Origin of the sequence: Nostoc sp. CCY0012, assembly GCF_963920855.1 — a bacterium.
GTDB lineage: Bacteria > Cyanobacteriota > Cyanobacteriia > Cyanobacteriales > Nostocaceae > Cyanocohniella.
This window is the reverse complement of sequence record NZ_CAWUDM010000177.1, coordinates 1-7,517: the sequence shown is the minus strand read 5'-3', so window position 1 is coordinate 7,517 and position 7,517 is coordinate 1. Positions and strand designations below refer to the sequence as shown.

6 protein-coding genes are annotated in these 7,517 nt (G+C 45.5%); 3 read left to right on the top strand and 3 right to left on the bottom strand.

The features are described 5' to 3' along the window. Positions 1-759: tRNA (guanosine(37)-N1)-methyltransferase TrmD (gene trmD / locus ACM0OS_RS27725; RefSeq protein ID WP_414546395.1), on the bottom strand; the 759-nt coding region annotated here is incomplete at its 3' end. Positions 760-1,377: 618 nt separating this feature from the next. Between trmD and ACM0OS_RS27720 the strand changes: the two genes are divergently transcribed. Together ACM0OS_RS27720 and cphA are read left to right on the top strand one after the other, a co-directional pair. Next, on the top strand, positions 1,378-2,241 hold the full coding sequence (locus ACM0OS_RS27720; protein WP_414546394.1) for a cyanophycinase: 864 nt from the start codon (positions 1,378-1,380) through the stop codon (positions 2,239-2,241). Between the two features lie 169 nt (positions 2,242-2,410). Then, positions 2,411-5,113, top strand: a complete 2,703-nt coding sequence (gene cphA, locus ACM0OS_RS27715) for a cyanophycin synthetase (RefSeq protein WP_414546396.1) — start codon at positions 2,411-2,413, stop codon at positions 5,111-5,113. Between the two features lie 40 nt (positions 5,114-5,153). On the opposite strand, the gene tatA is transcribed toward cphA, so the two are convergent. Then, positions 5,154-5,327 (bottom strand): twin-arginine translocase TatA/TatE family subunit, encoded by a 174-nt coding sequence (gene tatA, locus ACM0OS_RS27710; protein WP_414546393.1) that lies wholly within the window; start codon positions 5,325-5,327, stop codon positions 5,154-5,156. A gap of 51 nt (positions 5,328-5,378) precedes the next feature. Beyond that, on the bottom strand, positions 5,379-6,779 hold the full coding sequence (locus tag ACM0OS_RS27705) for a serine/threonine protein kinase (RefSeq protein ID WP_414546392.1): 1,401 nt from the start codon (positions 6,777-6,779) through the stop codon (positions 5,379-5,381). 94 nt (positions 6,780-6,873) lie between these two features. Between ACM0OS_RS27705 and cbiT the strand changes: the two genes are divergently transcribed. Next, the gene (cbiT, locus tag ACM0OS_RS27700; RefSeq protein WP_414546391.1) at positions 6,874-7,476 is read left to right on the top strand and encodes a precorrin-6Y C5,15-methyltransferase subunit CbiT; all 603 of its coding nucleotides are present in this window, start codon (positions 6,874-6,876) and stop codon (positions 7,474-7,476) included. Positions 7,477-7,517 lie beyond the last annotated feature (41 nt).

Genomic DNA, 7,517 nt, shown 5'->3' with positions numbered 1-7,517 from the left:
ATAAGGGGTAATGGGGAGTGGAGAGTAAAGAACAAATTTCCCCCCTGCACCCTGCCCCCTGCCCCCCTGCCTCTTCTCTTGTTGCCATTTTTTCAGCAAATCAGGACGGCGATCGCCTGTTCTTTTAATTTGTTGTTCATACCGCCAGCGGGCAATTTCGGCATGATTTCCCGATAATAAGACATCTGGCACTTTCCATCCACGAAAATTGGCGGGACGAGTGTACTGGGGATAGTCTAGCAATCCTTCTTCAAAACTTTCTGCCTTTAGGGACTCGACTTTGCCCACGGTTCCTGGTAATAGTCTTACCACACCATTAATTAATGCCATTGAAGGAATTTCTCCGCCAGTGAGAATAAAATCACCTAAAGATACCTCACGAGTAACTAAATGCAACACCCGCTCATCTACACCTTCGTAATGCCCACAGATAACTACTAGCTGGTCATAATTTGTGGCTAACTCTCGCAGCAGTGGTTGGTTGATGGTTTCACCCTGGGGACTCATTAAAATAATCTCTCTCCGGGGGAGAGTCGGTAGAGATTCCACAGCGCTGAAGATGGGTTCTGGCTTCATGAGCATTCCCACCCCGCCGCCGTAAGGTTCATCATCCGCCTTGTGGTGCTTATCAGTGGTAAAATCCCTGGGATTAATCAGATTAACTTGGGCAATCTGTTTGGCTAAGGCTTTACCGAGCAACCCCGAACTTAAAACTGAGGTAAAACAGTCAGGAAAAAGTGTAACTATATCAAAGCGCACAGTAATTCGTATTCGAGAACACTAATCTTAAATTTGAATGTCTAGCAAACACCATCAGCCAATGTAGGATAGAACTACAGATAAGTTTAATCAATAGTGTCTAAAAGTACCAGAACTATTGATTTTTGGTAGGATCAAAAGTTTTTTAATTACTTAATTTGTGTTTAAATATTGTCACAAGTACATTTAAATTAATAATCTGACCAAGTTAACAACTTCCAGGATGCATCGAGCCAGCCTCAGAAAAAGCGTGTTAAGACCTGCTCGCCCCCAATGCCAAAGGGGAAATCTAGTCTCCCAAGCATTATTATTTTGCCAGTCTGGAAAAAGTGGACAGGTGAATAACAAGGCGCTGGCTTTGAGGATCAGCAATGGACACATGAATATTGAGCTTTCTCCATCAGGAGACGCTGCGCGAACATGTGTATTCAGCGAGGAGTTGGCTATCCAACTTCAGACAAGTGTCCTCCCAAAAAAAAAGCAAAGTGCAAAAATCATCAGGCTACTGATAAGTTGTGTGGCCATGGCCATACCTTGTTAAATTCACACGCCATTCGCCACAAGCCGGGGAACCCGTCCAAGGCGATGGCTCCTGAGGTTGTTGACAGGAGAAACATAATGCCGCAATTAAAAGCTAAATCGCTGGAAATGAGGACACCCCAAGCAACTAAAACCGCCGTTCTAGTTATCGGAGGCGCAGAAGATAAAGTTCATGGACGCGATATCCTCAGAACTTTTTTTGGTCGTGCCGGTGCTAGTAAGGCCTATATTACAATTATTCCATCGGCCTCTCGTGAACCGGCCATTATCGGTGGTCGGTATATTCGCATTTTTGAAGAAATGGGTGCTGAGAAGGTCGAGATTTTAGACATCCGCGAACGGGAACAGTGCGAAACGCCCCAAGTTAAAGAATCCTTGGAAGCCTGTAGTGGGGTATTCCTCACGGGAGGCGACCAATTACGCCTGTGTGGTGTATTGTCAGATACGCCAGCTATGGAAATTATCCGGCAGCGCGTAAGATCGGGACAGCTGACCCTAGCAGGAACTAGTGCAGGGGCTGCTGTAATGGGGCATCACATGATTGCTGGCGGTGGTAGTGGTGAAACTCCAAATCGTTCCTTGGTCGATATGGCAACGGGTTTGGGTTTTATCCCGGAAGTGATTGTTGACCAGCACTTTCATAATCGTAATCGCATGGGTCGTTTGATTAGTGCGATCGCAGCTCATCCTGATCGTTTAGGTATTGGCATTGATGAAGATACTTGTGCTGTATTTGAACGCGATGGTTGGCTACAAGTTGTGGGTAAAGGCAGTGTCACCATTGTTGATCCCACAGAAGTAACCCATACAAATGAACCTCATGTCGGCGCTAATGAACCTCTAACTGTGCATAATTTACGACTGCACATCCTCAGCTATGGCGATCGCTTCCACCTGTACCAGCGGACTGTATTGCCTGCTGTACATCGCATCTCCAGCTGACGGAATAGTGTATCAGAGGTTACACTGTCGTTGATCGCTTTATTTCTTGCGGTAGAAAAATCAAAATAATACCATGAAAAAAGAAAAAACTGTTTATTATGAACAGTTTAGCGGTCAATTTCAGTAAGAAACTAGAATTTTGGTTCCGAATCTCCATCTACCTATTCCCATGAGAATCCTCAAGATCCAGACCTTACGCGGCCCAAACTACTGGAGCATTCGACGCCACAAGCTGATCGTCATGCGCCTCGATTTAGAAACCCTTGCCGAGACGCCCTCGAATGAAATCCCTGGCTTTTATGAAGGATTAGTAGAGGCGCTGCCAAGTCTGGAGGGTCATTATTGCTCGCCTGGCTGTCGCGGTGGTTTTTTAATGCGGGTCAAAGAAGGCACCATGATGGGCCATATCGTGGAACACGTAGCCTTAGAACTCCAGGAATTAGCTGGAATGCATGTCGGCTTTGGGCGCACACGCGAAACTGCCACACCTGGAATTTTCCAGGTAGTAATCGAGTACTTGAATGAGGAGGCGGGACGCTACGCCGGACGAGCCGCTGTGCGGCTGTGTCAAAGTATTGTTGATAGAGGTCGTTATCCCAAGGCAGAACTCGAGCAAGACATCCAAGATCTGCAAGATTTATGGCGTGAATCTTCTTTAGGCCCTTCCACAGAAGCCATTGTCAAAGAAGCTGAAAAAAGAGGTATTCCTTGGATGCAGTTGAGTGCGCGCTTTTTGATTCAGTTAGGCTATGGCGTGAATCAGAAGCGGATGCAGGCAACAATGACCAGTAAGACTGGTATTTTAGGGGTAGAACTAGCTTGCGACAAGGAAGCCACCAAGCGCATTCTCGCAGCCGCAGGAGCGCCAGTACCCAGAGGTACAGTAATCAACTTCTTGGACGATTTAGAAGAAGCCATCGAATATGTGGGCGGCTATCCCATTGTCATTAAACCATTAGATGGTAATCATGGACGTGGTATTACCATCGATATTAGAAGTTGGGATGAAGCCGAGGCGGCCTACGAAGCGGCGAGACAGGTTTCTCGGTCAATTATTGTTGAGCGTTACTATGTGGGACGGGACCATAGGGTACTAGTTGTAGATGGCAAAGTAGTAGCAGTAGCCGAACGTGTACCAGCTCATGTAGTTGGGGATGGCAGATCGACGATTGCTGACTTAATTGAAGAAACCAACAAAGACCCCAATCGTGGTGAAGGGCATGATAACATCCTCACCAAAATCGAACTAGACCGTAACAGCTACCAATTATTAGAGAGGCAAGGTTTTACCCTCAATAGTGTGCCGCCTAAAGGTACAATTTGTTACTTAAGAGCAACAGCGAACTTAAGTACAGGTGGTAGTGCCGTAGATCGCACCGACGAAATCCACCCAGAAACCGTTTGGTTAGCCCAAAGGGTAGTGAAAATTATTGGTCTGGACATTGCCGGCCTGGATGTTGTTACCACAGATATTAGCCGCCCTCTGCGGGAAGTAGATGCTGTGATTGTGGAAGTGAACGCAGCCCCAGGCTTTCGGATGCACGTCGCCCCCAGTCAAGGTATTCCCCGCAACGTTGCCGGCGCAGTTATGGATATGCTGTTCCCTAGCGAACAATCCAGCCGCATTCCCATTCTCAGTGTGACGGGTACTAATGGTAAAACTACAACTACTCGACTGTTAGCACATATTTATAAGCAGACAGGTAAAGTGGTAGGTTATACCACAACTGATGGAACATATATCGGTGAATACTTAGTAGAGTCTGGCGATAACACAGGGCCACAAAGCGCCCATTTAATCCTGGAAGACCCAACAGTAGAAGTAGCCGTACTAGAAACAGCGCGTGGTGGGATTCTGCGGTCTGGGCTAGGCTTTGAAACTGCTAATGTAGGTGTAGTGCTAAATGTTGCGGCTGATCATCTAGGCATAGGTGATATAGATACTATCGATCAGTTAGCTAACCTCAAAAGTGTAGTAGCAGAAGCCGTATTCCCTGATGGCTATGCAGTACTCAACGCTGATGATCACCGTGTGGCGGCCATGGCAGAGAGAACTAAAGCTAATATTGCTTACTTCACAATGAATCCCGACTCGGAATTGGTGCGGAAGCACGTCCAAAAGGGAGGAGTAGCAGCAGTTTATGAAAACGGCTATTTGTCAATTGTCAAAGGCGATTGGACTCATCGCATCGAAAGAGCAGAAAATATTCCCTTGACAATGGGTGGACGAGCGCCGTTTATGATTGCCAACGCTTTAGCCGCTAGTTTGGCAGCCTTTGTGCAGAACGTCACAATTGAGCAGATTCGTGCTGGCTTGAAGACCTTCCGGGCTTCTGTGAGTCAAACGCCAGGACGGATGAATTTATTTAATTTAGGGAACCACCACGCTTTAGTTGACTATGCTCACAATCCAGCCAGTTATGAAGCTGTGGGTTCTTTTGTGCGTAACTGGACTACAGGACAGCGAATTGGTGTAATTGGTGGGCCAGGCGATCGCCGTGACGAAGATTTTGTGACATTGGGTAAACTCTCAGCCGATATTTTTGACTACATCATTGTCAAAGAAGACGACGATACTAGAGGACGCCCACGGGGATCGGCTGCTGGTTTAATTATCAAAGGCATCACCCAAGTAAATCCAGATTGTCGCTATGAGTCAATTTTGGATGAAACCGCAGCCATAAACAAAGCTCTAGATATGGCTCCTGATAACAGTCTGGTGGTAATTTTGCCAGAAAGTGTCAATCGGGCGATCAAATTAATTAAGATGCGCGGTTTAGTGAAAGAGGAGGTACAGCAACAAAATACCTCCACGACAATCGTAGATTCCCAAAATGGGGTGACATCTTCTGTAATCAATACTTTGCTTTAGGGAAATAGTAGAGACGATGGTATCGCGTCTCTACTGCTAACTATTGCTGTTCTTTTTCAGAATCAGTGTCATCATCAGTATTGTTTAATTCCTCTTTAAAACCTCGTAAGGTTTTACCCAGTGCATTTCCCAGTTCAGGAATTTTTTTCGGCCCAAAAATTACAATAGCGACTATGGCAATTATGCCTACTTCCGGCCATCCCAGTCCAAACATGTGTTTCTCCTGTCAAGGGGTCTTTCTTAACTATAGACATTAAAGGACTACTTATTTCGTGATTTCAATGCCTAGCCAATCGCTTAATTCGTAGGCTAGCCATTCCAATTCCGCTTCAGATTGGATACCACCATAATTGACACTCAGTGGGTATTTCCGGACTCCTGCCCAAATATCTAGTTGTGCCGATACTGTGGTTTTATCGCCGTCTGAATCTTTAGTAAAGTGTTTGGGAACGTAAACGAGTTTAGTGATACTTTCCCTGGGCGATGGCCGGGGACGATTAAATTTTAATCCCAATAACTCATAAGTAAAGGCAATTTGCTGGTCATCCAAGTGCAGTCGAATGCGGCCAAATATACCCAGCAACACATTCCAGATCATAAATAGCCCCACACCCCAAAAAGGCAGCGAGAATAAAGCAAAAGGCACATTCACCGGAAAAGGTGCAGAAAGTGCGCCAATTGTCCAGAATAGGATAAAAGAATTCCAGGCGATCGCAAACAACCCTGTAAATAACATTGAAGGTTGAAAGCCAACTGGGGGAATAAAAATATCTAAAAATTCTCGATTTTTGGTGATTTGAATTTTACTACCAGCAGGTTTAACAGTATTACCAAGAGTTACCGTATTAGTTCTAGTCAACTGTGGCTGATCTAAAGCTTTTAAAGCTTCCACAGCAGAACTGGGACGCCGTTCCACCATCGGTTCAGTCATCCACTGTAACCAGCGAGTCAAGCCTGGACTCAGATGAGTTACTTGCTCAAACTGAATGCGAAAATCCTTTTGGGGTAAATCGGCTGGATGAGTACCCGTCACCAAATAAATTAAAGTTGCGCCTAAACTATACAAATCAGAGGACGGAACAGTCCGCGCCCCAAATTGTTCTGGTGGCATATAACCATAAGTTCCCACCACAGTCCTAGTTCCGCCTTCAGCTGCGAGGACAGTTTGTACGGAACCAAAATCTACTAAATAAACTTGCCCCACACTATTGCCAGAACGCTCACCCAAGAGAATATTGCTAGGCTTAATATCACGGTGGATCACAGGCGGATATAGCCCATGTAAGTAAATGAGAATTTCTAAAAGGGCTGTGGCGACTTGTTTAACTTCAGCTTCGGTAAAACTCCGCCCAGTTTGTAAGTATTGCTCTAATGTTTGAGCTGGGATATAACTCTGTACTAAGGCAAATCCTTTGATGGTGGGTGAATTTACTTCAAAATAGTCTAAATAGCGAGGGATAGCAGGGTGAGATAAAGATTTTAATGTTTCGGCTTCACGCTCAAACAGCTTAAGATCATCCCATTCAAAGTCACTCCCAAAAGTAAGTAACTTGATCACAACCAATTCACCAGTTGTCTGATCCTGAGCTAATAGCGTCCGCCGCCCTGACTTTTTTCCTAAGAGTTGCTGAACTGCGTAGCGGTCGCCTAAAATTTCGCTGACCATTATGATTGCTGATAATGCTGTGTTTAAAAGCTTTTATAGCTTATGGCTTGTCAAATTGGGCAAGCTAATACCTTTAGTATAATTGTGTCTTTCTATGCCTTCCCAACTTTGGCCTTACATTACCCCTGGTATTCCCGATGAATTATTTGAGCATCTGCCAGGTATTCCCTTTACTCAGCGAGAAGTGCGGTTGTTATTAATTTCCCAACTGCGGCTACAACCTGATTCGGTGTTGTGGGATATTGGGGCGGGGACAGGGACAATTCCCGTAGAAGTAGGATTGTTGTGTCCCCAAGGGCAAATTATCGCGGTGGAAAGAGACGAAGAAGTAGCCAACTTAATTAAGCGTAACTGCGATCGCTTTGGGGTTAAAAATGTAGAAGTAATTGAAGGTAGCGCCCCAGAATGTTTGCATGATCTCAAAGTAACTCCTCACCGGGTTTGCATTGAGGGTGGAAGACCTATTCAGGATGTTTTACAAGCAGTATGGCAATATTTACCATCATCAGGTAGAGTGGTCGCCACAGCTGCTAATCTAGAAGGCTTGTATGCTATTTCTCAAAGCTTTTCTATATTGCGAGCCAGAAATATCGAAGTTGTTCAATCAGCAGTCAACCGTCTAGAAACGCGTGGCTTTTCCCAAACCTTTGCCGCTGTTGATCCCATTTTTATCCTCAGTGGTGAGAAACTAGACTAGATTGGGGACTGGGAAGAAGCAGGGGGGGCAGGGGGCAGGGG

Coding starts and splice junctions, on each gene's coding strand:
- ACM0OS_RS27720 (WP_414546394.1), top strand. CDS start 1,378: ATGCCGCAATTAAAAGCTAAATCGCTGGAAATGAGGACACCCCAAGCA.
- cphA (WP_414546396.1), top strand. CDS start 2,411: ATGAGAATCCTCAAGATCCAGACCTTACGCGGCCCAAACTACTGGAGC.
- tatA (WP_414546393.1), bottom strand. CDS start 5,327: ATGTTTGGACTGGGATGGCCGGAAGTAGGCATAATTGCCATAGTCGCT.
- ACM0OS_RS27705 (WP_414546392.1), bottom strand. CDS start 6,779: ATGGTCAGCGAAATTTTAGGCGACCGCTACGCAGTTCAGCAACTCTTA.
- cbiT (WP_414546391.1), top strand. CDS start 6,874: ATGCCTTCCCAACTTTGGCCTTACATTACCCCTGGTATTCCCGATGAA.